This is a genomic window from Blastomonas sp. (assembly GCF_030373265.1).
Lineage (GTDB): Bacteria > Pseudomonadota > Alphaproteobacteria > Sphingomonadales > Sphingomonadaceae > Blastomonas.
The window spans coordinates 68,035-92,375 of record NZ_JAUCZC010000003.1; the positions used below are offsets into that span (position 1 = coordinate 68,035).

Annotated in this window: 18 protein-coding genes; 5 read left to right on the forward strand and 13 right to left on the reverse strand. The window is 65.3% G+C overall.

What is annotated here, in order from left to right:
• Positions 1 to 2: 2 nt before the first annotated feature.
• The gene (locus QUV11_RS02440; protein WP_300880373.1) at positions 3 to 2,006 is read right to left on the reverse strand and encodes an alpha-glucosidase; all 2,004 of its coding nucleotides are present in this window, start codon (positions 2,004 to 2,006) and stop codon (positions 3 to 5) included.
• 179 nt (positions 2,007 to 2,185) lie between these two features.
• Here QUV11_RS02440 and QUV11_RS02445 point away from each other — a divergent pair, with 179 nt between their 5' ends.
• Positions 2,186 to 4,525, forward strand: a complete 2,340-nt coding sequence (locus QUV11_RS02445; RefSeq protein ID WP_300880374.1) for a TonB-dependent receptor — start codon at positions 2,186 to 2,188, stop codon at positions 4,523 to 4,525.
• A 332-nt stretch (positions 4,526 to 4,857) separates the two neighbouring features.
• Positions 4,858 to 5,301, forward strand: coding sequence for an SRPBCC domain-containing protein (locus QUV11_RS02450; RefSeq protein ID WP_300880375.1), 444 nt, complete (start codon positions 4,858 to 4,860; stop codon positions 5,299 to 5,301).
• Positions 5,302 to 5,539: 238 nt separating this feature from the next.
• Here QUV11_RS02450 and QUV11_RS02455 read toward each other — a convergent pair whose 3' ends face one another.
• Positions 5,540 to 6,778, reverse strand: coding sequence for an MFS transporter (locus tag QUV11_RS02455; protein WP_300880376.1), 1,239 nt, complete (start codon positions 6,776 to 6,778; stop codon positions 5,540 to 5,542).
• A 130-nt stretch (positions 6,779 to 6,908) separates the two neighbouring features.
• Here QUV11_RS02455 and QUV11_RS02460 point away from each other — a divergent pair, with 130 nt between their 5' ends.
• The gene (locus QUV11_RS02460) at positions 6,909 to 8,012 is read left to right on the forward strand and encodes a putative sulfate exporter family transporter (RefSeq protein ID WP_300880377.1); all 1,104 of its coding nucleotides are present in this window, start codon (positions 6,909 to 6,911) and stop codon (positions 8,010 to 8,012) included.
• Between the two features lie 56 nt (positions 8,013 to 8,068).
• On the opposite strand, the gene QUV11_RS02465 is transcribed toward QUV11_RS02460, so the two are convergent.
• The 10 genes from QUV11_RS02465 to QUV11_RS02510 form a co-directional block, all read right to left on the reverse strand.
• Positions 8,069 to 8,431 (reverse strand): cytochrome C, encoded by a 363-nt coding sequence (locus QUV11_RS02465; RefSeq protein ID WP_300880378.1) that lies wholly within the window; start codon positions 8,429 to 8,431, stop codon positions 8,069 to 8,071.
• Positions 8,431 to 9,630 (reverse strand): molybdopterin-dependent oxidoreductase, encoded by a 1,200-nt coding sequence (locus tag QUV11_RS02470; protein ID WP_367279834.1) that lies wholly within the window; start codon positions 9,628 to 9,630, stop codon positions 8,431 to 8,433. Before QUV11_RS02470 ends, QUV11_RS02465 begins: the two co-directional genes overlap by 1 nt.
• Positions 9,631 to 9,742: 112 nt before the next feature.
• The gene (locus QUV11_RS02475) at positions 9,743 to 10,852 is read right to left on the reverse strand and encodes a methyltransferase (protein ID WP_300880379.1); all 1,110 of its coding nucleotides are present in this window, start codon (positions 10,850 to 10,852) and stop codon (positions 9,743 to 9,745) included.
• A gap of 5 nt (positions 10,853 to 10,857) precedes the next feature.
• On the reverse strand, positions 10,858 to 11,757 hold the full coding sequence (gene bchO, locus QUV11_RS02480; RefSeq protein ID WP_300880380.1) for an alpha/beta fold hydrolase BchO: 900 nt from the start codon (positions 11,755 to 11,757) through the stop codon (positions 10,858 to 10,860).
• Entirely contained in the window at positions 11,754 to 13,484 is a 1,731-nt protein-coding gene (locus tag QUV11_RS02485) for a magnesium chelatase subunit D (protein WP_300880381.1), read from the reverse strand. The genes bchO and QUV11_RS02485 overlap by 4 nt, the downstream gene beginning before the upstream one ends.
• Positions 13,481 to 14,488, reverse strand: coding sequence for a magnesium chelatase ATPase subunit I (gene bchI, locus QUV11_RS02490; protein WP_300880382.1), 1,008 nt, complete (start codon positions 14,486 to 14,488; stop codon positions 13,481 to 13,483). Before bchI ends, QUV11_RS02485 begins: the two co-directional genes overlap by 4 nt.
• Positions 14,489 to 14,714: 226 nt before the next feature.
• Positions 14,715 to 16,004, reverse strand: coding sequence for an acyl-CoA dehydrogenase family protein (locus tag QUV11_RS02495; RefSeq protein ID WP_300880383.1), 1,290 nt, complete (start codon positions 16,002 to 16,004; stop codon positions 14,715 to 14,717).
• Positions 16,005 to 16,047: 43 nt separating this feature from the next.
• Positions 16,048 to 17,406, reverse strand: coding sequence for a cell envelope integrity protein CreD (gene creD, locus QUV11_RS02500; protein WP_300880384.1), 1,359 nt, complete (start codon positions 17,404 to 17,406; stop codon positions 16,048 to 16,050).
• Positions 17,407 to 18,233: 827 nt separating this feature from the next.
• Complete coding sequence (locus QUV11_RS02505) at positions 18,234 to 19,547, reverse strand: M20/M25/M40 family metallo-hydrolase (RefSeq protein ID WP_300880385.1); 1,314 nt, start codon at positions 19,545 to 19,547, stop codon at positions 18,234 to 18,236.
• 12 nt (positions 19,548 to 19,559) lie between these two features.
• Complete coding sequence (locus QUV11_RS02510) at positions 19,560 to 20,135, reverse strand: PH domain-containing protein (RefSeq protein ID WP_300880386.1); 576 nt, start codon at positions 20,133 to 20,135, stop codon at positions 19,560 to 19,562.
• A 230-nt stretch (positions 20,136 to 20,365) separates the two neighbouring features.
• Between QUV11_RS02510 and QUV11_RS02515 the strand changes: the two genes are divergently transcribed.
• The gene (locus tag QUV11_RS02515) at positions 20,366 to 22,429 is read left to right on the forward strand and encodes a TonB-dependent siderophore receptor (protein WP_300880387.1); all 2,064 of its coding nucleotides are present in this window, start codon (positions 20,366 to 20,368) and stop codon (positions 22,427 to 22,429) included.
• A 136-nt stretch (positions 22,430 to 22,565) separates the two neighbouring features.
• Complete coding sequence (locus QUV11_RS02520) at positions 22,566 to 23,345, forward strand: outer membrane protein assembly factor BamD (protein ID WP_300880388.1); 780 nt, start codon at positions 22,566 to 22,568, stop codon at positions 23,343 to 23,345.
• Between the two features lie 61 nt (positions 23,346 to 23,406).
• Here the strand turns inward: QUV11_RS02520 and argF are convergent, their stop codons facing one another.
• A complete protein-coding gene (gene argF, locus QUV11_RS02525; RefSeq protein WP_300880389.1) occupies positions 23,407 to 24,333 on the reverse strand; it encodes an ornithine carbamoyltransferase in 927 nt (308 codons plus the stop codon).
• Between the last annotated feature and the right edge of the window lie 8 nt (positions 24,334 to 24,341).

The window sequence follows — 24,341 nt, forward strand, 5'->3', positions numbered from 1 at the left end:
GATCAAAGCACCTCTTTCAGCCCCGCGAACAGCGCGGCAAAGGCGCTGTCCGGGCGATAGAACACAGGTGGCTGACCGATCGGCGCGGGGACCGTGTGCGTGCCGGGAGCGTAATCGTCCCCCGTCCAGACATGCCGCCAGTGCCCCTCGCCTGGAAGGATCACCTCGCGTGCACTCGCCCCCTGCGCGATGACCGGTGCCACCAGCAGATCGGCACCGTAGAGAAACTGGTCCTGCAGCGTAAAGAGCGCAGGCTCATGCGGATAATGCAGGAACAAGGGCCGCTGCGCGGGCAGCCCGGCCTCGCTCGCCTCGATGCACAGCTGGCGGACATAGGGCGAAAGGTGCGCATGCACCCGGCTCCAGCGCGCGAAGCAGGCGAGCAGTTCGGCGTTGCTGTCGTACTGCAGATTGTCGTCGGGCCGGTTGCCTTCGTGGCTACGCATCACCGGCGCGAACGCGGCGAGCTCGCACCAGCGCTGCATGAGTTCCTCGGTGCGGACATTGCCGTGCAGCGAGGTGTAGCCGCCGCAATCCGAATGGCTGTAGGCGTTGCCGACAAGGCCCGCCGACAGCGCCCCGGTGATCACCGTGCCGATGCCGTCGTGCCGGGTAAAGTCCACCGACTGGTCGCCCGCCCACAGCAGCGCACAGTGCTCCTGCACGCCCGAGAACCCTGCGCGCATGAAGAACACCGCATCGCCAGTCCGCCCGCGGCTTTCGACCGCGCGCGCGTTGACCTCGGCCCACAGCACCGGCCACAGATTGTGCGCCTCCATCGGATCGGAACCGTCGGCGAGGCGCAGGTCGGTGGGCAGATACTCGCCGAAATCGGCCATCCAGCCAGCGATGCCGATATCGAGCATCTCGCGGCCCAGCACGCGATCGGCGAACCAGGCGCGCGTCGCCTCGCGGGTAAAATCGACCACGCCGCAATCGAACTCGCCGAAATCGACGAGGTAGACGTCGTCGCTGTTCCGCTGCAGGCAGAAATGACCGCCCGCGCGTCCCTCTTCGTATAGCTCGCCGTCGACCGCGATATATGGGTTGGCATAGGCCATGAAGCGGATGCCGCGAGCGTGCAGCCCGGCGATGCGCGCCTTCAGATCAGGGTAGCGCTCGGCGCTGCGCGCGCCGTTGTGCCAGTCCCAGAACAGCCGGCGGCCGAACGTCGTCTCGCGCACGCCCGCCCAATCCTCGCACCACACGGCCGAAACCGCAGCGCCTGCGTCAATGAACCGCTCCATCCGGTCGAAGCTCGACGCGCCCGACTTGAGCCCGACGATCGCGCCGCCGATCGCCCAGTCGGGCAATTGCGGCTGCCGCCCGAACCGGGCCGAAAGCTGCGACACCAGCCCCATGGGCCCTTCGTCGGCGAAAATCTCGAATGCCGCAGCGCTTCTCCACACATCGACGGCATGAAAGGCAGGGTCAGTGAAGTCGAGCACGCTGTAGCAGCTGGCATCGAGATGCACCGCCAGCCAGCACGAGGTGAGGAAGGTCGGCTGCGGATAATTGGTGTTCCAGTAATCACCGCCCGCCATGCCGTCGGCATCCATGATCTGCGTGAGCTCGGTCGACTTGTCGCGGCCGACGCCGGGCTCGCTGGTCCAGATCGGGAAGGCGCGGCCGTTGAGCGCCAGATAGCTCATCTGCTCGCCGCCGCCCCACACGGTTTCCCCCGGCTCGGCATGGAAATGGACCCGCAGCCGGTCATAGCCTTCGACCAGCGCACGCAGCTTCAAGACGTTGGCGGCCAGTTCGATCCGCACCACCGGCACATCGCCATCCAGCAGCTCGACGCCGCCATAGCAGGTGCGCCATCCGGCCGGCGCAATCGGCTCTGAAGGGGTATCGGAGATGCGGAAGTTGCCGCGAATCATCAGGATATCGGGATCGCCGCGCGACATGACTACCGCAGGACAGGAATGGCGGTGACGCAACACCAGTCGATCCCCGAAGCGGAGATCAAACCCATCATTTCCGGCTTCCAGCCGCAGTTTCAAGCTATTATCCTCACCTGCACATCCGGGACTGTGGCGAAATGGCCGCTACCGCTGTGCGTTTTTCTGACACCGCTTGACATATCGAGACAGCCATAGCAGATCAAGCGCCAATCGCGGCGACCATACCAAGGGGCAACAAGCCCCCGCTACGACCAAAATTCTCGCAGGGAGAGGTTACCATGAAGCTCACCAACTACCCGTCCGCACGCGCCCTCGCGCTGTCCGCTACCGCGCTTTCGCTGGGTTTTGCCGCGCCTGCCTATGCGCAGGATACCACCGACGATAGCACGGGAGGCATCGCCGAAATCGTCGTCACCGCGCAGAAGGTCGCCGAGAATGTCCAGGACGTTCCGATCTCGATCACCGCAATCACCGCCGACCGGCTCGAAGCCTCGGGTGTCACCAGCCTTGAAGGCCTGACCCAGCTCGTCCCGTCGGTCACCTTCCGCAAGGGCACCACCAGCGCCAACAGCGCCATCGTGATGCGCGGCGTCGGCACCATCACCTTCTCGGTCGCTGCCGAGCCCAGCGTCTCGACCGTGGTCGACGGCGTGGTGCTCAGCCGTTCGGGCCAGGCGTTCATGGATCTGGTCGATGCCGAGCGGCTTGAAGTTCTGCGTGGCCCCCAGGGCACGCTGTTCGGCAAGAACGCGTCGGCGGGCCTCGTCAACATCATCTCCAAGGGCGGCACCGACAGCTTCGAAGCCGAAGCTCGCGCCGACATCTTCGAAGGCGACGAATACCGCCTGCGCGCCGCGATTTCCGGCCCGCTCGCCGAAGGCCTGACCGGTCGCATCACCGGCTTCTACGGCAGCTTCGATGGCAACATCACCAACGTCAACGGCGGCCGCCGCAACCAGATCAACGGTTACGAGCATTACGGTGCGCGCGGTATCCTCGATTATGACACCGGCGGTTCGCGCTTCCGCTTCATCGCCGATTATTTCGAAGCCGATGATGACTGCTGCGCCGATGTCACCGGCGTCAGCCGCGGCGCGGTGCTCGACCGCGAGCTTGGCCTGCCCGGCGGCGTGGCGCGCGGCGTCAACCAACGCTTCGTCAACCATAACCTCGTCACACAGACGCGCGACAAGCAGTGGAGCCTGACCGCTTCGGGCGATTTCGACGTGTTCAGCGCGCATGTGCTGAGTGTCGTCGCGGGCTATCGCAACTGGGAAAACATCGAGATCCGCGAGGGTGACTTCCTGCCCCGCGCAATCGTCGGCACCGGCGAACTGCACGACAATGGCGCGGTCCGCACCGAGCAGCTCTCGCTCGAGGTGCGTCTCGCGTCCGACCAGTCCAAGCCGTTCTTCTATCAGGTCGGCGGCTTCCTGTGGGGTTCGGACAACGAGCAGGACTTCACCCGTCGCAACATCACCTGCGCCACCTCGACCCTGCCGGTCGATCCGATCACCGGTGGCCGTCCGTGCAACGTCAACGACACCGTCAACACGCTGTTCCCGACCGCAACCTCGTTCAGCGACGTCAAGTCGCGCAACTACGCGATCTTCGGCCAGGCGACCTATCGCCTGACCGAGCAGCTCGCGCTCATCGGCGGCCTGCGCTACACCTGGGACGAGCTCGACTTCGTCCACACCCGCGCACCCGGCGTCAATGCGACCACCGGCCTCCCCGCAACCGGCCCCGGCGTTTCGGGCGCACCGGCTGGCGGCACGATCGCTTCGGGCGGCAACGGCACCAACACCTCGGCAGGCTCGAGCAGCAACGGCAACCTTTCGGGCCGCGCCGCGCTGCAGTTCAAGCCATCCGAAGACGTGATGCTCTATGGCAGCTACACCCGCGGCTATAAGGGCCCTGCGTTCAACGTGTTCTTCAACCACACCGCGCCGACCAACGCGATCCCGATCGACGAGGAAACCTCGGACGCATTCGAAATCGGCATCAAGTCGCAGTTCCTCGACAACCGCATCCAGGTCAACGCCTCGGCCTTCACCGTGACCTATGACGGCTTCCAGGCGAACAACTTCGTGCTCTTGAACGGCGCGGTCGTTTCCAACCTGACCAACGCCGGATCGGTGAAGAGCGAAGGCTTCGAAATCGATCTGCTTGCGGTGCCGGTCGATGGCTGGACGCTGCGCGCGAGCGGCGCCTATGCCGACGCCACGGTCAAGCGCTTCAACCCCAACCCCGCCACCAACGCGCCGGATGCCCGCAACGGCACCCAGCTGCCGCTGGCGCCGAAGTTCACCTGGACGATCGGCACCAGCTACGAGCGCGATCTGGGCGCGCTGAAGGTCTATCTCGACACCGACTTCCGCCATGTCAGCCGCCAGTTCTCCGACCTCGGCGAATCCGGCCCGATCGCGGCCTATGGCATCTGGAACGGCTCGATCGGCTTCTCCGATCCCGAAGACAACTATCGCATCAGCTTCCTGGCGCGCAACATCACCGACAAGGCCTACGCGCTGCTCAACGTGAGCGCCGGCCAGCGCCTGCAGATCCCGCGCGACGCGGACCGCTATTTCGGCGTGAGCCTGCGGGCACGCCTGCGCTGATTGGGTCAGGGATAGCATAAGCCCTTCGGGTCAAAGAGGGCAGACAAAGGGGCTCCGGGCGCAATGCCCGGGGCCCTTTTTCGTTGATCCTCCCCCAGCTTGCTGGGGGAGGGGGACCGCCCGCGCAGCGGGTGGTGGAGGGGAAGCGTCCGGGCGCCCTCCCGGCCACAAGGCACAATCCCGCTGCCCGTCCGTCATGGCTACGCCATGCCACCTCCCCTGAAGGGGGAGGATTTGAGAGCACACCCACCATCACCTCGAAATGTTTCTCCGGTGCCAGATCTCAGCTATTGTCGCGTTGCGGATCAACCTTGGACGATGAAGGAAAACGCATGCCCTCGCAGCAGATTAGCGTCGCAACAACAGTTCCCGTCGCAACAACAGTTCCCGTCGCACCCGAACGGGCATGGGCGCTCTATACGGATCCGGACGCCGTTACCCGTTGGAATTTCGCTAACGATGAATGGCATTGCCCGTCGGCCAGCATCGAGCTTCGGGTCGGAGGAACCCATACGGCCCGCATGGAAGCCAAGGATGGAAGTTTTGGCTTCGATTTCGAAGGCACATATACTGAAATCGATGCGCCACGCTCGCTCACGCTGCTGTTGGGTGACGGGCGGACCTCCCGGACGACCTTCCATCAGGCAACGGACGGGACGTTCGTCGAAACTACGTTCGACGCAGATGCTGACACCCCGATCGAGATGCAACGCGATGGGTGGCAGGCGATCCTGAACAATTATGGCAAACTCGTAGAGCGAGTTTCTGAAAGCTGAGGACGTTTTTGAGGGTCCGTTTATCCGTTCGCGCAGTCGGTTCATCCGGCGCGATGGATGCTGAAACGAGTTCAGCATGACGTGCTTTGCTCTCTCCCCTTTAGGGGAGAGATACTTGAGGCTTGGCAGCTTGCTGCCTAGCCGGGGTTGAGAGGGGCGAGCGGCGGTGCATTCCCCTCTCCCCCCGCCGCCTGACGGCGGCTCCTCCCTCTTCCCTGAAGGGGAGAGGGCGTCTGCCTCACTCCGCCGCCAGCTTGAGCTTCGGGATCATCACCTGGATGAATGCCAGCGCGACCAGATACGCGCTGCCGCAGATCGCAAACAGCGGCACATAGCCCATGCCGCTGCCCAGCGAGTAGCCGGCGAACTCGATGATCGCGGTGCCCGAGAGGTTGCCCGCGACCGCACCCAGCGCGATGACGCTGGCGACGCGAGTGGCGGGGATGATGTCGGCGGTCATACCGAAGACGTTGGTCGAAAAGCCCTGATGCGCGAACAGCCCGAAGCCGATCAGCACCGCGGCGAGCCACGGGTTGTCGGTAAGCAGCGCCAGCGGCATCGCCAGCACGACCACCGCATAGAACAGCATCGAGGTCTTGCGCGCGGCGTTGACGCTCATGCCGCGGCTGAGCAGGATCGGGTAGAGTCCGCCCGATGTGATCGCGCCCAACGCCGCCAGCGTGAAGATGATCGCGATCGGCCAGCCCAAGTCGCCCTGCGCCATGTCGAACTGCCGGTTGAAGAAATCGGGCATCCAGAACAGCACGAACCACCACACAGCATCGATGCAGAACTTCGCGCCGATCACGGTCCAGGTCCTGCGGTCGGAGAGCAGGATTCCCCACGGCACGCGCGCGCGCTCGGGGATGTCGCCGAGGGGTTTCAGGTTGCGGGTGCCGTACCACCAGCCGGCAAGCCAGACGAAGCCCAAGGCTCCCGTGACCCAGAACGCTGCCTGCCAGCCAAAGGCGAGCGCGAACGGCGGGATCAGCAGCGGGGTGATGATCGCGCCGATGTTCGGCGCGGTGTTGATTAGCCCGATGGCGAAGTTGCGTTCCTTGACCGGCAGATACATCGCCGCGGCCTTGAGACCCGCCGGCGTGCTGACCGATTCGCCTGCCGCCAGCACGATCCGCGCGGCGACGAACTGCTGGACCGTCTGCGCCAGCGCATGCGCCATTCCGGCGGCGCTCCACACGACGACCGCGATCGAATAGGCGACGCGCACGCCCAGCCGATCGACGAACCAGCCGACGAAGAGCAAGGTGCCTGCCGCGGCAATCTGGAAGGAGGAACCGAGATGCGCATAATCCGCGTCCGACCAGCCGAATTCGGCCTCCAGCGTGGGTTTCAACAGCGCCAGCACCTGCCGATCGACATAATTGAGCGCGTTGCCCAGGAACAGCAATGCGACCAGCGCCACTGCAGCACCGCGCGCCACACCCTGTTGCGCGGTTTGTTTCTGGGCCTCGTTCATTGCGCATTCCTCCCGCTTCCGCGCTCTTATGCAGCGCTTCTCGCTTGCACGATAGCCGCTCGCGTGCGTAAGAAAAGCGTTATATGACACCGAGAGACATACTTTGTGGTCAGGTCAGGGAGAGCCACGCGTGAAACGGCAGGAGATTGACTGGGATTCGCTTCCCGCAGCCGGCGACCTCTTCGGCGAGATGTATCTGGCCGAGGCCAACCCCAAAAACGCGACGGAAACTCCGTCAGAGCCCGCCAAGCCGCGCGATACGGTGTTCCAGGGGCTGGTGATCTGCGCCATCGCCGCGGCTGCGGCGGCGTGGCTGTCCGAACATTACATGTTCCCGATCATCCTGCTGGGCCTGCTGATCGGGCTGTCGATGAGCTTTGTCGCGCGCGATCCGCGCAGCCATATGGGGCTCGACTTCGCCTCGCGCACCTGTCTGCGCTTCGGCGTGGTGCTGCTCGGGCTGCAGGTGACCTTCAGCCAGATCGGCTCGCTGGGCGTCGAGCCGTTCGCGGCGCTGGCGGGGATCATGACGCTCACCTTCCTCGCCGGAATACTCGGCGCGCGGTTGGTCGGCCAATCGGTGTACACCGGCATATTGGCCGGCGGCGCGACCGCGATCTGCGGCGCGAGCGCGGCGATGGCGCTTTATGGCATCATCGGGCGTGAACGGGTCAGCCAGTCGCAGTTCGCGATCACCCTGGTGGTCGTCTCGCTGGCCAGCGCGCTGGCGATGTCGCTCTACCCGATCCTTGCGGGCTATCTCAACCTCACCGACGAGCAGGCGGGCTTTCTGATCGGCGCGTCGATCCACGATGTCGCGCAAGCCATCGGCGGCGGCTATGCGTTCTCCGAAGATGCGGGCAGTTATGCCGCGATCGTCAAGCTGTCGCGCGTCGCGATGCTGGCACCGGTGGTGATCATCGTCGGACTACTAATCGGTGGTGCAGACCAAGCCGAGGGCGGTCCGCTCTGGAAACGGCTGGCGCTGCCGTGGTTCATCGTCGCCTTCTTCTGCGTTGTGCTGCTGAATTCGCTGGTCGACATCCCGGCGCCCGCGCGCGACTTCGCGCTGAGCGTGTCCAAGGGCCTGCTGCTGATCGCTGTGATCGCCACCGCCATGCGCAGCCGGCTCGACCTGTTGCTCGAAACCGGCATCCGCCCGGCGATCCCGGTGGCGATCGCGACGATCGTCAGCCTGATCGCCTCGTTCGGCGCGGTGATGCTGATTACCTAGGGGTTTCCAGTGAGATCAACCATTTCACGGCTCGGAAATCCGGCAAGACAAGGGACCTAACCAAAGCGGTCGGCGAGGATATCGCTGATCGCCTGGGCATCCGCCGGTTCGATCGGTGCGCCATAGACCTTGACCATCTTGCCGACCGAATCGTGCCAGAATTTCTCGCCCATGCCGCGCGGCTGGGTGGTGATGTACTCGAGCGAATGACAGGCCGAGCAGGTCGAGACCACCAGCTCGGCGCCCTCGTCCGCCAGCTCGGGCGGCGTCGTCTCTTCGGGCATCACGAACGACACCGGCGCCAGCGAGGACGGCGGAACGACACGATCCTCGCCATGGACGCCCGGAAACACCGCGAGCACCGCCAGTGCCGACACCACGATGAACGCGGTTACAAATGTCTGCTGTCCCGATCCCATCACACCGCCTCCACGCGAACCGTCTCAACCACATTGCGCATATAGCCCGCAGGCTGCCACACCGCCTCCAGCGGCTGCGTCTCGCCGCCTGCTGTGGTCGCACGCACCCTGATCGCATGGCGCCCCCTGGCCAGCGTCACGCCCAACCGCCACTCGCGGAAGGAATAGCGTCCGGCATCCTCGCCGAGCCGTGCCGCCTGCCAGGCGCGGCCGTCATCGGTGGACACCAGGACCTGCTTCACCGCATCGCCGCCGCTGAACGCAATGCCGCGCAGTTCGGTCGTGCGCGCGGCCGGAACCTGCGCGCCATCGGCGTGGCTGGTGACGAACGAGCGGACGTTGAAGCGACCGATCGGCACGGTCTTCTCGGGCTTGGTGCCCGGTTCGACACAGGCGCAGTCATTGTCGGGGATGCGATAGGCGGTCTTCATCCAGTAACCGTCGAAGTCCGCGTCGACGACATTGATCTCGTCGAGATGCTTCACCCAATAGGTGCCGAAATGCCCAGGCACCACCAGCCGCAAGGGATAGCCGTTGAGAAACGGCAGGTCCTCGCCGTTCATCGCGAAGGCGACCATCACCTCGCCATCGGTGGCGTGATCGACGTCGAGCGCCTTGACGAAATCGGGAATGCCGTCGGTCGGTGGGTTGTCGAGCCCGTTGAAGGTCACCTGCCGCGCACCTTCGCGCAGGCCCGCCTTGGCGAGCAGATGCTTGAGCGCGACCCCGCGCCAGCGGGCATTGCCCATCGCGCCGTTGCCCAGTTGCCCGCCGCCGACACGCGGATCGAAAAAGCCCCGGCTGTTGCCCGAGCATTGGTTGACCGCGACGATCTCGCTGACCGGAAAATCGCGTTTCAGGCTGTCGAGCGACAGCGACAGCGGCGCATTGACATGCCCGCCGATCCTGAGCCGGAAGGTGCGCGGGTCGATCTCGGACGGCAGGCCAGACAGGTGATAGCGCACGAAGAACGCGTCATTGGGCGTGATCAGCCCCTCGTCGAACACGGCGAACGGCGTTTCAAGCTGGGGCGGGCGCGTGGTCAGCAGGATCATCGGACGCTTGCCCGGCATTTGCACCATCGATCGGGTGCCGTTGCCGAACGGCAAGGTCACCTGACCGGGCGTATCCCTGCTGGTTGCGCCCAGCAACGCGGCCCCGGCGCCTGCCAGAAACACCCGGCGATCAAACTCGGTCACAACCCCTCCTGCGGCGAACTTCGGTCAAGGCCTCTTTTCGCGCAGAGCGGCGGGTATGTCCACCGCTAGTCATACGGCCTGAACGATGATCAGTTGAGGTTGGTCTGTGCCCCTACGCGGTGGCAGCGATCACCTGGGTGACGATCGGCAGCCCGGTCGGGCGCCGGGCCCAGGAAGCAAAGCCGGCCTTGGTCAGCATTGTGCCGATTTCCTGCGGCGTGCGCGCGCGGCCCGAGCCCATCGCGAGCAGATAGAAGCCGAAATAGGCATCCGCCATCGCCTCGGCGCCGCTGGTTCCAGCCATCGGTTCGGCAATCAGCAGCGTATCGCCGGGTGCGAGCGCGGCGCGGACCTTGACCAGCAGCGCCTGCGCCAGCGCGTCGTCATGATCGTGCAGGATGCGAATCAGCGTGATCAGGTCATAGCCCTGCGGGATCGGATCGTTGCGGAAATCGCCGGGATGCGGAGCGACCCGGACCCCCTGCTCACCCAGTTGCCGCGCGCCGATGGCGGTGACCGCGGGCAGATCGAACAGCCCGAAATCCAGTTGCGGCGCGACCTTCGCCACCGCCGCGATGAATGCGCCCGCGCCGCCGCCGACATCGAGCATCCGCCTGTGCCGATCGAACCGCCAGGCGTGCACCACCTGTTCGGCGACCATCGGCTGCGAGGCGGCCATCAGCTGCGAATAGGGCGACACCGCCGCCTGATCCTCGCCTTCGCTGCCATCGCCCAGCGCATAAGGCCAGTATCCTGCGAGCGCCCCGGGCGCGGTGCGTTCGCCGCGCAACAGCGACAGCGGGTCGGCGAGATCGGCATAGAGCAGGTGATGATGGCGGATCATCGCGATCGCGCCCGGATTGCCGACCAACGCCACGCCCTGCTCGCCCAGCATCCACAGATCGTCCCCGACGCTTTCGATCAGCCCCAGAGCTGCGGCGGCGCGCAACAGCCGGCGCGTCGCATCGTCGCCGAGCCGGGCCAGTGCGCCCAGTTCCGCCGACCGCGCAGCCCCCTGCTCCAGCCGCCCGATAATGCCGCTTTCGACACAGGCGAACAGGGTCTGCGAATAGGTGAACCCGGCGATGATATCGAACAGCCTCCGCGCGCGGACACGCGAGACCGGGCGGGTCAGCACGAAGCGCGACGCCCAGGACTGGAACGCCGGGCTCGAGATGATTCCGTTGCGCCAGCCAACCCAGCTCTGCCTCCAGCCCGTCATCGCGATCAGGCTGCCACGGCCGGTATCTGTTCGGCAAATTCGCGGATCAGCGCGACGATCTGCTCGGGTGCCTCCTCATGCGCCAGATGCCCCAGATCCGGCAGGTTCAAGGTCACCGCATGCGGCATCAGCCTGGCCGCCCGCTCGATCGAATCGAGCGGGATCGCGCTGTCGAGCGCGCCGTGCACCAGCAGCGAGCGCGCCGCGACGCTGGGCAGTTCGCTCGCCAGCGTCTCCAGATCCCAGTTGGCCATCATGCCGATCGCGCCGGCGCAATGGTCCGACGTGCGGAACAGCCGGTGGTAGAGCGCGACACCGCGCGCATCGATCCGCGAGCCGGTGGATTTCTTGAGGAACCGCGCCACTTCGTTCTCGCTGCTGGCGATCTGGGCGAAGATCATCGCGGTGAACGGGTTGACGAACAACGCGCGCGCCATCGCCGGGAACAGCCGCGCGGCGAGACCCGGAAACGGCAGAAGGGCAGGATTGAGACCGATGATCGGCGCATCGATTCCCAGCCCGATCGCCAGCCGCACGCCGATGGCCGCGCCTGCCGAATGGCCGACGATCACATCCGGCGCGCCCAGACCCAGTTTGCCCAGCAGTTCAGCCAGCACTGTCGCCATCCCCGGCAGGCTTTGCCCGCCCGAAATCCGGCCCCGGGTGAAGCCGTGGCCCGGCATATCGGGCGCGATCACGGTATAATGCTGGGCCAGCAAGGGCAGCACGTCGCGCCAGCTGTGAGTCGCTGCCCCCGTGCCGTGGATCAGCAGCAAGACCGGCGCGCCGCCGCCTTGTGGCCCGGCGACCTGAACGTGCCAGTCGAGCATTCCAACGCGCACAAAGCGGCTGTGCTCGCGGTTGGGCCAGTCGTGCCCGTCAACCTCCCAGCGTACAGAACTCATGCATTTTTCCCGAATTGCAGTGCGGAGACCGCGCGCTCGACCCCGCGCGCGTCCGCACGCGGCAGTGCCAGATAGCGCGCACGCATCGCCGCTGCAATCGCTGCGGCCTCGGGCTGCGGCCGCGCGGAGATATCGATCACGACGGCTTGCGTCCCCGACTGGGCAAACCGGCGCGCTGCTGCCAGCGCATCCTCGCCCGCCTGCGCGCGGCCGGGCTGGCCGTTCTTGTCGATGTTGCCCTTGCCGTCGGTGAGCACCGCGACGAACGGGGTACGCCCGCGCGCAGCCTGGGTCTCGGCGAGTTCGGACGCTGCCGACAGCCCCAAGGCGAGCGGCGTTCCGCCACCCCCAGGCAGCTCGCCCAGCACCTTCTTGGCGCGGGTGAGCGAGCGCGTCGGAGGCAGCAGCAGATCGGCGCTGGTGCCGCGAAACGCGATCAGCGCGACCTGTGCGCGTTTGACGTAGCTTTGCGCCAGCATCAGCTCCACCGCGCCCTTGGCCTCGGCCAGTCGCGCCAGCGCCGACGATCCCGAGGCATCGACAGCAAAGATCGTCAGCGCCTCGGCACGGTCCTCGAACCTGTGGATGCGCAGATCCCCCTTGCGAATGCGCAGCCGCTTGGGGGCGTCCATGCCCTCCTGCTGGCGGCGGATCTCCTGCCAGGGGACCGCAGCGCGCAGCGTGTCGATCAGTGCCAGCCGTGCACCGCCGCGCGGTAGCCCGGGCCGCGCGCCCAACGGCCGACCGCGCAGCTGCGAGGCACGCTTGCGCCCTGCCCCGCCCGCGCCGGTGGAGCGACGCGCCGGGCGCCCCTCGCCGATCCGCGCGAGCACATCCTTGGGGATCGAGGCGAGCACCGCGGCGAGGATCAGGTCGTCGAGCTGGTCGGGGTCGTGCGGTTCTTGATCGCCGTCGCTGTCGCCCGGCGGGGGTTCGTCCTCCCCTTCGGGTGGCGGGGGTGGCTGATCCTCCGCCTGTTGCGGAATGCGCGTGGCGCGCGGGCCAAGGACAGTGCGCGCGACAAACTGGATGTCGTCATCGGTGACGGTGTCGCGCTCATCGATCTGTGCGGAGAGCGACAGCGCGGACTGCGCGAACAGCATCGCGCGCGCGGAATCGATGCCGAGCGCGAGAGTGATGTTGGCGAGGGTCTGGCGGTCCTCCATCCCGACTGCACTACCCACCTCCGCCTGTCCCGAGCGAAGTCGAGGGACGTGCGCGCTACCGTTCGCGCGGGGTCCCTCGACTTCGCTCGGGAACACGGAAGGGGGGGGGCTGGGGGCCTTTTCGCGATCCCCCTCGAAATCACACCAGAACGCCATCCGCTCGGTCAGCGAGACCGGCGGCACCTCCTCCTCGCCGCCATCGTCGATCAGCACCAAAGCAAAGCCCGCGCCTGCATCCATCGCCTGCGCAATGCGGCCTGCGACCATGCCGCTCAACCGCTCGGCCATCGGCACCACAAGCAGCCCGCCTGCGACCTCCTGCAGCAATCCCGCCTGTTCGATGCGGCGCCCGGCAGACAGGCTCGAGGCGACATCGATGCCGCCGCAAAGCCGTTCCTCGTCAATATGCACCGGCAGGCGGCGCAGCGGGCGATCGGAAAATTCCTCGGTCAGAAAAGCCAGTACCGCATCGCGCTCGGCCCCCTGCCCGCGCAACCAGATGCCGCCCAGCCGGGCGGGCGCGGCTGCCAGCAGTTCCGCCGCCAGCAGCGCATCGCTCATCCGAAAAGCTCGGCCAGCGCGCGATCGATGCGCACGGTCGATCCGGTCTCGTCGAGCACGTCGCGGCGCAGACGGTGACGCAGCGCCATCGGCGCAACCGCGCGCAGATGCTTGCGCTCGGCCGATTTCGCGCCTTCCAGTGCGGCAAAGGCGCGCGCCGCGCGCATCAGGGTAAGTTCGCCGCGCAAGCCATCGGCGCCAACCGCCATGCACAGGGTTGCGGCATCGGTCAGCGTGCTCTCGGGCATCGCCACGCCCGGCAACGCCTTCTTGCCCTTGGCGAGGCGCTTGACGATCTTGGCATCCGCCTCGGCCCAGTCGGCGGCAAAGGCTGCGCCATTGCGCTCGAGCGCATCGCAGCGGCGCATGATCTCGATCCGCTGTTCGATATCCTGCGGCGTCTTGACTTCGACCGACAGCCCGAACCGGTCGAGCAGTTGCGGGCGCAGTTCGCCTTCCTCGGGGTTGCCGCTGCCGATCAGCACGAAGCGAGCGGGATGCCGCACCGACAGCCCTTCGCGCTCCACGAGATTTTCTCCCGACGCCGCGACATCAAGCAGCAGGTCGACCAAGTGATCCTCGAGCAGGTTGATCTCGTCGATATACAGATAGCCGCGGTGCGCCTTGGCGAGCAGCCCGGGCTCGAACGCCTTTTCGCCGCGCCCCAATGCGCGTTCCAGATCGAGCGCGCCGAGCACGCGGTCCTCGGTCGCGCCCAGCGGCAGATCGACGAAGGGCACAGGGACCTTGGCGGTCTTGGCGCCGCGCTTTTCGGCGCATTTGTCCGGGCAGCGATCAGCTTCCTCGGGCGCGCAATTGTATCGGCACCCGGCAATCGCCAGCATCGGCGGCAGCAGCGCCGACAACGCGCGCGCGGCGGTGGACTTGCCGGTGCCGCGATCGCCAAACACCATCACCCCGCCAATCCGCGGATCAACCGCAGAAATCAGCAGAGCACGTTTCATTTCGTCCTGGCCGACGATGGCCGAAAAGGGAAAGGGCATGGCTATGGTCTAACAGATTGGTTTGCCGCGACAAGCAGGAGTGTCAGGCAAAGTTGACGGTTATCGAATTTCAATCCTCCCCGGCACGGGGAGGGGGACCGCGAAGCGGTGGAGGGGCAGCGGGATGGCACGCCGCTGAATCGAGATCACTATATCGCCGCCCCTCCACCACCGACCTGCGGTCGGCGGTCCCCCTCCCCGAGGCAAGCTCGGGGAGGATTTAAAACTATTGCTCGAACGAACCCTTCCTCGGCCCCAGATACCCGAACAGATACGCCCCCACCTTGCGCATCTGGATCTCCTCGGACCCCTCGGTGATCCGGTAGCGGCGGTGGTGGCGGTAAATGTGTTCGAACGGGGTATGGCGCGAATAGCCGATGCCGCCGTGCACCTGCATCGCGCGGTCGGCGGCTTCGCAGCACAATCGGTTCGCCCAGTAGTTGCACATGCTGACCTTGTCCGACATCTCGCGCTCGATCGCTTTATGAGGGAGCCGGTCCATGTCCCAGGCGGTCTTGTAGATCAGCCAGCGCAGCATTTCGGCCTGCGTCGCTAGTTCCACCAATGGAAACTGGATACCCTGGTTCTCGCTCAATGCCTTGCCGAACGGCTTGCGTTTGCGCGCATACTTCACGCTTTCCTCGATGCAGAACACCGCCGCCCCCAACGACGATGCGGCCTGACGGATGCGGTTCTGGTGGACGAAGCTTTGCGCCAGCGCCAGCCCGCGCCCCTCCTCGCCCAGCATCGCGGTTTCGGGTACCCAGACGTTGGTGAACGACAATCGCGGGTGATCGGTAGGCATGTTGAAAGTCCAGAGGTACTCCTCGATTTTCAGGCCCGGGGTCTCGGTCGGCACCAGCAGGCAGGTGATGCCCTTCGCGTCGCCATCCGCGCCGCTGGTGCGCACGAACAAAGCGCAGTGCGTCGCGACGTGCATGCCAGTGATCCACATCTTCTCGCCATCGATCCGCCAGCCGGAAACGCCATCACGGGTTTCGCGGACGGCGCGGGTTTCCATATGCGTCGCGTCCGATCCGTGATCGGGTTCGGTCAGGCCAAAGGCGGTGATCCGGGTGCGCTCGAACCCGCCGAGGATGAATTCGCGCTTCTGTTCCTCGGTGCCGAATTCCTCGAACATCGCGACGAACGGGAAGTTGCCGACGATCGAATGCTCGTTCTGCAGGTCGTTGTGCAGCCCCAGGCCCTTGGCGGCGAAATGCTCGCGGATCACTGCCATCCACAGGTTCGAGCCGTCCTTGCCGCCGTATTTCTTCGGCGCCGAGAAGCGCCAGTGCCCGGCGGCATCGGCGCGGCGCTGCGCCTCGCGGAGCAGCTCTTCCCAGTCGTGCCTCGGGAGCCCTCCGGCTTCGAAATCGGTCCGCGCCCATTCGCGGCGATGGTCGAAGAAGCGAATGTTGTCGTCCGCCTGTTCGAGCGGTTTGATCTCGGCCTCGATGAACGCGTCGAGCTCGGCGAGATAGGCGGTCAGCTCCGCCGGCAGCGTGAAATCCATTGGTGCATCCTCGTCTTATGGTTTGGATGCACTATGGACGGCTTTACGCTTGCGGCAAGCCCTCTGCTACCTCGTCGCGCTTGCCCAGCCCCGACCAGTCGACCTTGCGCGTCACGTACATCACCGCCGCCAGCGCCACGAACAGCAGCAGCGATCCGATGATCAGCGAATAGGCCTCGAGATTGAGCAGGACGTAGAGCAAGGCATAGAGGCCCAGCAGCAGCCCGGCGATGAACCCTGCGCGTTTCACACTGCCGAGCACTGCGGCGCTATAGGCGCTGATCAGCCCGACGATTGCACCCGAAGCCGCCAGATAGGCCAGCGTGAAGCCGATGATTTCGGCAAAGGCGAGCAGCAGCACGAAGAACAGGATCAGCCCCGCGCCGGTGAGCAGATATTCCGCCGCCGCAACCCGCGCGCCCGCGATGATGTCGAACATCAGGAAGGCGAGGAAGGTGAAGCCGATGAACAGGAAGCCGTATTTCACCGCGCGGTCGACCTGGCTGTAGAGGTTCACTGGCTCGATCAGGTCGATCTGCGCGCTTTGCGCGCCCTGGCCGACCTGCTCGCCCGGCTGCGGCAGCTGCACGATCGCGCGCCCCAAGGCCAGGTTGCTGATCGTATAGCGCGCGGTGAAGCCTTTGTCGGTCACGGAGCGGCTATTAGGCAGAAACTGGCCGCCGAAGCTGGGGTGCGGCCATTGCGAGGAGATCGTCCAGTCGGTCGACTCTGCGTCCGGGATCAGGGTCAGCTGGCCATTGCCGCGCACCCCGAAGCGATAGGCGACATCGAGCGGCGCGGCGCTTCCGGCGGACCAGTCGGCAAAGGCGAAGAACCCCGATCCGTTGGTCGCGCCCAGCCCCTTGCCGGGACGCAACGGCAGCGCGGTGCCACCGACGCTGATGCCGTTGTCCGCGAGCAGCCCGCGTGCATCCGAGATGCCGACGCGGATTTCGGCGCGGTCGAGCAGCAGCTGTTCGGGTCTGACGCCGAAGCGCGCCAGATCGGCGGGCAGTGCAAACCGCGCGGTGCCATTGACCCGTGCCTCGTAGACCACGGTTTCGTAGATCGACTTGGTGCGGCGTTCCGGGCTGACATCGACCTTGGCGGTGTTCTTCACCGGGGCGAGGAACAGCTCGCGGTCGATCGTCACCGCCCGCGTCGTCGCCTTGCCGTTTTCGGTGACGGTCTCGACCGATTGCTGGCGATAGGGGATGACCATCACCGGGCCTGCAAGCATCTGCGGCCCGCCCCAGCCCTCGGCCACGCTGGCGCGTGCGGTTTCGGACTGGCTCTGCCGGTCCCAGACAAGCGCGTAGACCATGAACAACGGGATCGCGAGCAGCGCGCCGATCAGCACGGTCATGCCCAGCTTGAATCCCGGGCTGCGGTCCTTGGCCATGCGGCGCTCCTAACGGTTGGTCGAAGAAAACCGCGCCCGGACTATGGCGCGGCGAATGTATCGGGTGTGAACTGCGTCACAGCGAATCGCTGTGGTGCATATTAACCCTGTCTCGGAAGCCGGATGCCCTACCCGTTCGTTGCCCGCTAGCAATCGGGGTGTCCGGTTTCCACTATTCCCTCAGCGCCACTCCCGTCATTCCCGTCATTCCCGCGAACGCGGGAATCCCGCTTCTGCGCCACGGCTACGCACAAGCGGGACCCCCGCCTTCGCGGGGGTGACGGAAAAAATTTGAACGGAGCGTTCCGGCTTTGGTGGCACACTCACCCGCTAAATCCCTTCGCGCCTTCGCGTCTTCGCTTGCGCAAATTGGGTTCACGCGAAGCCCGCGAAGCCGCGAAGAGCTTTCGCCCAACAGAACCCCTCCCTGCCACCTAACCGATCCCCTGCGAAGGCAGGGGCCCATCTCCCGACCGCCGCATCCGGAGGCATGGGCAGGAGATGGATGCCTGCCTTCGCAGGCAAGCGGCAATACGGCATCCCTAACCACCTCCGCTCATCCTGAGCCGCGGGCGTAGCCCGCGACGTCGAAGGACCCGCGCCCACGCCGGCCATATAGCGGGGCCTTCGACAGGCTCAGGCTGAGCGGGGTGGGTGGACTTGCCGCTGCCATTTTTGCCGTCATCCCGGACTTGATCCGGGACCCAGTATTGTCGGCACAGCGGCACACAGGACGCACTAGGCCCCGGATCAGGTCCGGGGTGACGATTGAAGGAGGGTCACGAAACCGCTCCAGGATCAATCAATCCGATCGCCAAAACCACCCCTCACCTTTTCTCCATCGCCAACCGGCTCATCAAAATCGCCGCCCGCTTCGCCTGGCGCTTGATGCTCGGCAGATCGACCGTCTCGCCGGGAGCGTGTGCGCCGTCGCCGGCGGGGCCCATGCCGACCAGCCCGTCGACATAGCGCGCGACGAACGAGATATCGCCCGCGCCGCGCTTCAGGGGGTCGAGTTCGGCCATCTGCTCGAGGCCCAGATCGGCGTTCACGACGTTGAGGCGGCGCAGAAGGCCGCGGTTGCCTTCGGTCGGGGCCATCGGCGGATAGCCCTGTTCGAACACGATCTCGGCGCCGGTGCCGGGAAGATGCTGGGCGACAATCGCCTGCATCTTGACCTTGACCCGCTCGGACTGTTCATCGCTCAGCGTGCGGAAGTCGCCGCGCGCCACTGCGAGCGCGGGGATGATGTTGGTCTTGCCCGCCGCCTGCGCGCGCACCAAATCGGCATCGAGCTGGGCGATCGATCCGCCCGCGATCAGCCCGACGTTGAAGGTCAGTTTGTCCTCGGGCAGCTCGCGACGGAACTGGTCGATGATGCGGGCGAGCTCGTAGATCGCGCCATGGCCGGCACTGGCCGAAAAGATCCCCGAGCTATGGCCTTCCTTGCCGGTGGCGTTGACCTGCCAGCTGTACGACGAGCGCCGCGCGATCGAGCCCATGTCCTTGCCGTCGACCTGGCTCAATCCCTCGAAATCGAGCGCGACATCTGCCCATTGGCCCCATTTGATCAGGTCAGCACGCGCCACGTCGATCGGGTCGCCAGCATCTTCCTCATCACCGGTCAGCACAATGGTGATCGTCGCCGCCGACAACGTGCCCGCTGCCTGCATCGCTTCCAGCGCGGCGAACATCGTCACGACACCGCCCTTGTTGTCCTCGATCCCCGGGCCTTCGAGCGTGGTCTCGTTGATGCGGCGGACATCCTGGAACGGCGAATCGGGTTCGAACACGGTGTCGAGATGGCCGATCAGCAGCATCTTGGTGCTGCCCGGACGTCCGGTGCGCGTCGCGATCAGATGGCCCGAACGCTTGGCCGCGCTCTGGTCGACCCATTCGACCTTGAAGCCCAATTTCTCGAGCTCGGGCGTCACCATCTCGCCGACCTTTTTCACCCCGGCGATGTTGCGGCTGCCGCTGTTCTGCCGCGTGATCGTCTCGAGCACGCCGATCCAGCGGTCATGGCCGGTGTCGACCGCCTCGACCATCTTGGCTTCCTGCGGAGACAGCTTGGCGAAAGCGGGCGTGGCGAAGGCCAGCAGGGCGGTGGCCGCGGCAAACCCGAACGTCTTCAATGTCATGATATTTCCTTGTCAGCCGAGATCGAATTCGCGCACGCCGCGCTTCTGGCGGATCGCCTCGACCCGGTCGCGCAGTTCGGCGCGGATGGCGCGGGCGTGGCGCACATGGGTGACGATGATCGATGTCCGCCCGGTGGGCGCCACGGGCTTGAGCGAGCCGCTGGCATCCGACGACGTGATTTGCACCGTGCCTGCGTTGAACATCTGCTGGATCACCGAGAAGGACACTTTTACGTCCTTGATCCGATAGAGCTCGATCTCTTCTTCGCTGCGCATCAATATGCCGCGGCGCATGAACAGCCTCTGGTCGTCGATCCAGAACAGGCTGGTGCGGTTTTCCAGATGTGTCCACGCAATATAGGCGCCCAGCACCACCGCCAGCACCGTCAGCGTCTGCCACCAGTAACCAGCATAGGCCCCGCCTGCCATCACCGCGGCGCTCAGCGCCAGAATGATCCAGCCCGTCCCCGACTGGAACAGCCATGCGAATGTCGAGGAGCGGAACTCTATCCGCGGCAGGCCCTCCATGCGCCGTATCCCGGGCCGGTTCTCGATCGGGCGATGTTCGATAATGTCATGCGGATCCATGTCGCATCCCTCCCCCGGGTCACAGGCCAATAGGATGGTCTTAACCGCCATCTGTCCGGCGGTAAACGGGCTTGCGCGCCTGCCTTGTACCATTGCATTTGGTCGAAGCGCGACGTTCACCGGTCGAAGGTCACACGGCAACGGAACCGTCCTTGCCCACAGGACGACTACGGATGTAGATGGTTGGCCTCAGGGGGGTGAAGCGCATCCGGCGAAGAGGGGAACGCCGCGTGACACGCCGACTGCTGACATCTGCTGCCTTGGGGCTGGCCAGCCTGCCCGTCGGCGCCCTGGCCCAGGAGGCACCGCCTGCGCCGTCATCGGCAGCGCCCGTTTCGGCGACCACGCCGCTGCGCAGCTTCAGCCCGTCCGATTTCGAGCGGTTCGCTCCGCGCACCGCGCTCGACATGGTGCGGCAGATCCCCGGCTTTGCGATCGACCAGGGCGAGGACCGCCGCGGGCTGGGCCAGGCCGGCAGCAACGTGCTGATCAACGGCGAGCGCTTTTCGGGCAAGAGCAACGACGTCGTGTCCGAACTGGGCCGGATCGGCGCCAGCAACGTCATCCGCATCGAACTGATCGACGGCGCGACATTGAACCTGCCGGGCCTGTCCGGCCAGGTGGTCAACATCGTCAGCAAGGTCGATTCCCTGACCGGCCAGTTCCGCTGGAGCCCGCGCGTCCGCTTCCGCAGGACCGACCCCCAATTTCTGGATGGCGAAGTGTCGATCAGTGGCAAGGCGGGGAAGATCGCCTATACCCTCAGCCTCTCCAACGACAGCTTTCGCAACGGCAATGCGGGGACGGAGCGGGTGGTCGACGCCAACGGGATCGTAACCGACCGCCGCTATGAAGAGCTCTACGTCAACGGTGACCAGCCGCGTATCGCGGCGGGGCTCAAATACACCGGCGACAACGGCCAGATCGGCAACCTCAATCTCTCGTTCGAACGCCCGTGGACGCGCATCACCGAGGATTCGGATGGCGAGGTGGTGCGTGACCGCGACTACCTCGAGACCGAGAAGGAATATAATTACGAGGTCGGCGGCGACTATCTGTTTCCTCTGTGGGGTGGCAATTTGAAGCTGATCGGCCTGCGCCGGTTCGAACACAGCCCGTTTTTCACCCGCATCTTCCTCGACTTCGAGGACGGCCGTCCGCGCGAAGGCAACAGCCTCGCGACGGTGATCGACGAGACCGAAACCATCGCGCGCGCCGAATATGGCTGGAAGGCGGGCGAGGCCGACTGGCAGTTCAGCCTGGAAGGCGCGATCAACAGGCTCGACACCCGCGCCGATCTCGCGCTGCTCGACACCGTCGGCGTCTTCGTGCCTGTGCCGCTGCCCGGATCGGACGCGGTGGTCGAGGAAAAGCGCGCCGAGATCGGCCTGAGCTACGGCCGACCCCTGTCCTCGACGCTGACGCTGCAGACCTCACTGGGCGGTGAGTATTCTCAGATCATGCAGAGCGGTGCCGGCGGGCTGACGCGCAGCTTCATCCGCCCCAAGGGTTTTGTTGCGCTGGCCTGGAAGGCGACGCCGCGGCTCGACCTCAGCCTCAGACTGCAGCGCGATGTCGGCCAGCTCAACTTCTTCGATTTCGTCGCCTCGGCCGATCTGGGCGCGGAGAACCAGAACAGCGGCAACCCCGATCTGGTGCCGCAGCAAAGCTGGAATATCGATTTCCAGGCAACGCAGAACCTGGGCGCTCTGGGGTCGATCAATGCCAAGGCGTTCGTCAACTTCGTCGAGGATATCGTCGATCAGGTGCCGATCGGGCTGACCGGCGAGGCACCGGGCAACATCGAAAGCGCCACGATCTGGGGTGCGTCCCTCGACAGCACCTTCAAGATGGATGTCATCGGCTGGACCGGGGTGCGCTTCGACATCGACTACACCTACCGCAAGAGCAGCCTGCCCGACCCGCTGACCGGCATCCGCCGCCGGATATCGGGGGACACCATCCATGAGTTCAGCGCCGAGCTGCGCTATGACATTCCCGGCGGCAACTGGGCGGTGGGCGGCAATTATTTCGATTTCAGCCAGGCGGACGAGGTTCGGCTGAGCCAACTGGCCGAGTTCCCGATCACTGGCGGCGATCTGGGCATCTATGTCGAGAACAAGAATGTCGGCGGGCTGACCGTCCGGCTGGGGCTGTCCAACATAATCGGCACCAACGAGGCCTTCCGGCGGACCTTCTATGTTGGCAGGCGCGATGGACCAGTGGCCTTCGTCGAGGATCGGGACCGTTTCTTCGGGCCGGTCGTGTCGCTCGATGTCAATGGCAGCTTCTGATCCACCGCGGGTTTTCGGGCCGGTTCATGGGCGATACAGGCTGCAAAATCTAGCGATCGGGCGACAAGGCGAATCCTCGCCGCACCGCTTGATTTGCGCTTGGCGCAGGGGTGCTTAGCCGATAAGGGTTGCGGCCATGAACAAGGCGATCAAACTGGCTCTGGCAAGCGCGGGCGCGCTGGCTCTGCTTTCCGGCTGCGCGAGCGGCAAGAACAAGGTCAACACCAACTACATCGCACGCGATGTCAGCACTCTGTATATGGCGGCGAAGGACCGGCTCGATCGCGGCCAGAACAAGATCGCCGCCGAGCTGTTCGACGAGGTCGAGCGGCAGCATCCCTATTCGCCCTGGGCGCGCCGCGCGCAGCTGATGAGCGCGTTCAGTTACTATCTTGCCAAGGATCACAACAAGTCGATCCAGTCGGCGCAACGCTTCCTCGCGATCCATCCCGGCAACAAGGACGCGTCCTACGCTTATTACCTGATTTCGCTCAATTATTACGAGCAGATCAGCGATGTCACCCGCGACCAGAAGATTACCCAGCAGGCGCTGGCATCTTTGGGCGAAGTGATGCGCCGCTACCCCAACACCCGCTATGCCTCCGATGCGCGGCTCAAGGTCGATCTGGTCAACGATCACCTTGCCGGCAAGGAAATGGAAATCGGCCGCTATTACCAGCGCAGCTCCAACTGGCTGGCGGCGACATTGCGGTTCCGCGAGGTCGTCGACAAATACCAGACCACCAGCCACACCGCCGAAGCGCTCTATCGGCTGACCGAATGCTATCTGGCGCTGGGCATCCCGCAGGAAGCCAAGCGGTCCGCCGCCGTACTCGGCGCCAATTATCCCGGCTCCGACTGGTACGAAAAGGCCTTCGCGCTCACCGAAAAGCATAGCGACCTGATTACCAGCTGATCGGCCCAAGCCATCACCATACAAGAAGCCCCGGAGCGCGATGCCCCGGGGCTTTTTTGTTTCAGATCTGATGGAAGACCCAGCGCAGCACCGATTTCTGTGCGTGCAGCCGGTTCTCGGCCTCGTCCCACACCACCGATTGCGGGCCATCGATGACGCTGCTCGTCACCTCTTCCTCGCGGTGCGCGGGCAGGCAGTGCAGGAAAAGCGCATCGGGCTTGGCCAGCGCCATCAGCGCGTCGTTCACCTGAAACGGCAGCATCGCCTGCAGCTTGGCATCGGCATGGTCCTGCCCCATCGAGATCCAGGTATCGGTGACGATCACGTCGGCGCCTGCCGCAGCCTCGGCCGCATCGCGGTGCAGGCTGATCGTGCCGCCCGCGGCCTGCGCCCGCGCGATGAAACCGTCATCGGGATCATAGCCGGTCGGGCAGCCGATGCGGACGGTGAACTTCATCAGCCCTGCCGCCTCGATGATCGAGTGCAGCACGTTGTTGCCATCGCCCAGCCAGGCGACGACCAGCCCGGGCAGCGCCTTGCGGTGCTCGATGATGGTCAGCAGGTCCGCGACGATCTGGCACGGGTGCGACAGATCGGTCAGGCCATTGATCACCGGAACGCTGGCGAACTGCGCCATCGCCTCGACCTTGGCATGATCGTCGGTGCGGATCATGATCGCATCGCACATCCGCGACAGCACGCGCGCGGTATCGGCGATGCTTTCGCCGCGGCCCAGCTGCGTGCTGGAAGCGTCGAGAATCAGACTGGTGCCGCCCAATTGGCGGATCGCCATGTCGAACGAGACGCGGGTGCGGGTCGAGTTCTTCTCGAACACCATCGCCAGCGTGTGCCCCTCCAGCGGGGCATCGGGATCGGCCTTGCCGCGCGGCCAGCCGTGGCGCACCGCCTTGCGGTCGAGCGCGTCGTTGAGCATCGCGGCAATGGCATCGTGTCCGGCATCGGACAGGTTCAGGAAATGACGGGTCATATTCAGTC

Coding starts and splice junctions, on each gene's coding strand:
- QUV11_RS02445 (WP_300880374.1), top strand. CDS start 2,186: ATGAAGCTCACCAACTACCCGTCCGCACGCGCCCTCGCGCTGTCCGCT.
- QUV11_RS02450 (WP_300880375.1), top strand. CDS start 4,858: ATGCCCTCGCAGCAGATTAGCGTCGCAACAACAGTTCCCGTCGCAACA.
- QUV11_RS02455 (WP_300880376.1), bottom strand. CDS start 6,778: ATGAACGAGGCCCAGAAACAAACCGCGCAACAGGGTGTGGCGCGCGGT.
- QUV11_RS02465 (WP_300880378.1), bottom strand. CDS start 8,431: ATGGGATCGGGACAGCAGACATTTGTAACCGCGTTCATCGTGGTGTCG.
- QUV11_RS02475 (WP_300880379.1), bottom strand. CDS start 10,852: ATGACGGGCTGGAGGCAGAGCTGGGTTGGCTGGCGCAACGGAATCATC.
- bchO (WP_300880380.1), bottom strand. CDS start 11,757: ATGAGTTCTGTACGCTGGGAGGTTGACGGGCACGACTGGCCCAACCGC.
- QUV11_RS02485 (WP_300880381.1), bottom strand. CDS start 13,484: ATGAGCGATGCGCTGCTGGCGGCGGAACTGCTGGCAGCCGCGCCCGCC.
- bchI (WP_300880382.1), bottom strand. CDS start 14,488: ATGCCCTTTCCCTTTTCGGCCATCGTCGGCCAGGACGAAATGAAACGT.
- QUV11_RS02495 (WP_300880383.1), bottom strand. CDS start 16,004: ATGGATTTCACGCTGCCGGCGGAGCTGACCGCCTATCTCGCCGAGCTC.
- creD (WP_300880384.1), bottom strand. CDS start 17,406: ATGGCCAAGGACCGCAGCCCGGGATTCAAGCTGGGCATGACCGTGCTG.
- QUV11_RS02505 (WP_300880385.1), bottom strand. CDS start 19,547: ATGACATTGAAGACGTTCGGGTTTGCCGCGGCCACCGCCCTGCTGGCC.
- QUV11_RS02510 (WP_300880386.1), bottom strand. CDS start 20,135: ATGGATCCGCATGACATTATCGAACATCGCCCGATCGAGAACCGGCCC.
- QUV11_RS02520 (WP_300880388.1), top strand. CDS start 22,566: ATGAACAAGGCGATCAAACTGGCTCTGGCAAGCGCGGGCGCGCTGGCT.
- argF (WP_300880389.1), bottom strand. CDS start 24,333: ATGACCCGTCATTTCCTGAACCTGTCCGATGCCGGACACGATGCCATT.